At 62.9% G+C, this 1,128-nt stretch carries 2 protein-coding genes; one reads left to right on the top strand and one right to left on the bottom strand.

Translation table 11 applies throughout. The annotated features are described in order from the left end of the window. The coding region (locus tag ABT116_RS48995; RefSeq protein ID WP_351648077.1) for a LysE family translocator at window positions 1-326 on the bottom strand (326 nt) is incomplete at its 3' end. Window positions 327-428: 102 nt separating this feature from the next. On the opposite strand from ABT116_RS48995, the gene ABT116_RS49000 reads away from it, so the two are divergent. Then, window positions 429-902, top strand: a complete 474-nt coding sequence (locus ABT116_RS49000) for an Lrp/AsnC family transcriptional regulator (protein ID WP_003941284.1) — start codon at window positions 429-431, stop codon at window positions 900-902. The last annotated feature ends 226 nt before the right edge of the window (window positions 903-1,128 follow it).

Raw genomic sequence — 1,128 nt, forward strand, 5'->3', positions numbered from 1 at the left:
GGTTCTTTCGCTGCCGGAAGTCCCTCGTCCGAGGCTCGCGCCTTGAATGCACTTCGGATCGCGGAGATGCCGAGCCAGGTCAGATATGCCGCCCCGGCGTAAGTGAGCGCGGAGAGCAACTGCGGACGCGTCGCGACGAGTGCGGAAAGGCCCAGTGACGCGGCCGCCGTGTGAACGAAGAGCCCCGAAATCACGCCGGCCGCCACCACCGCACCGGTCCGTCGATCTGCCAGAGAATGACGCAGGATCAGGACAAAATCCGGTCCCGGCGTGAACAGGACGATGGATAGCAGGGAGCCGAAAGCAAGCCATTGACCGACACTCATCCGAAATACCTCACACCCGAGCTGATTCGAGACACATGTTCATGCCAGGAGTGTGCAACTGGATCCGGGAACTTCAAAACGACTCCGGATATAGTTCGGCAGATGACGAAGAATGAGCCTCTGGATCCGGTGGACTGGAAGATTTTGGCCGAATTGCAGAACGACGCGTCGATCACCAACAAGGTTCTAGCCGATCGTGTCGGCCTGGCGACGTCCTCGTGCCACGAGCGCGTACGACGCCTGCGTGCCAACGGAACGATCAGCGGTATCCATGCGGTTGTCGACCCGGCCGCGGTGGGCCGCTCGATGCAGGCGATCATCGCCGTGCAATTGCGACCGCACCGACGCGACCTCGTCGACCGCTTCACAGCCGACGCGCTCGCGTTGCCGGAAACCCTTGCGCTCTTCAACGTCTCGGGGCCCGAGGACTTCTTCCTCCACGTCGCGGTCCGCGACAGTGCGCATCTACAGCGAGTATTGATCGACCACCTCGCCGCGCATCCCGAAGTCTGGCACGCCCAAACGCACCTCATCTACGGCAAAGCGGTCACCTCACCCATCCGGCCGGACAGGTAAATCGTGCCCCGAGCGGGTCGGGCAGAATCACTGACCATGTCGGACTCCACAGAAACCACCGAACCGGAAGCCGTTCGTAGCAACTCGCAACCGATGAGCGCAGGCATCGTCACGGCCCTCGTCGGCTTCACCAGTTCGTTCGCGGTGGTCCTCACCGGCCTCGCCGCTGTCGGCGCGGACGCGACCGAGGCGGCGTCCGGACTGCTGGATCTGTGTGTGACACAAG

This window comes from Streptomyces sp. NPDC002130, from assembly GCF_040296465.1.
In the GTDB taxonomy this organism is placed as follows: Bacteria; Actinomycetota; Actinomycetes; order Streptomycetales; family Streptomycetaceae; genus Streptomyces.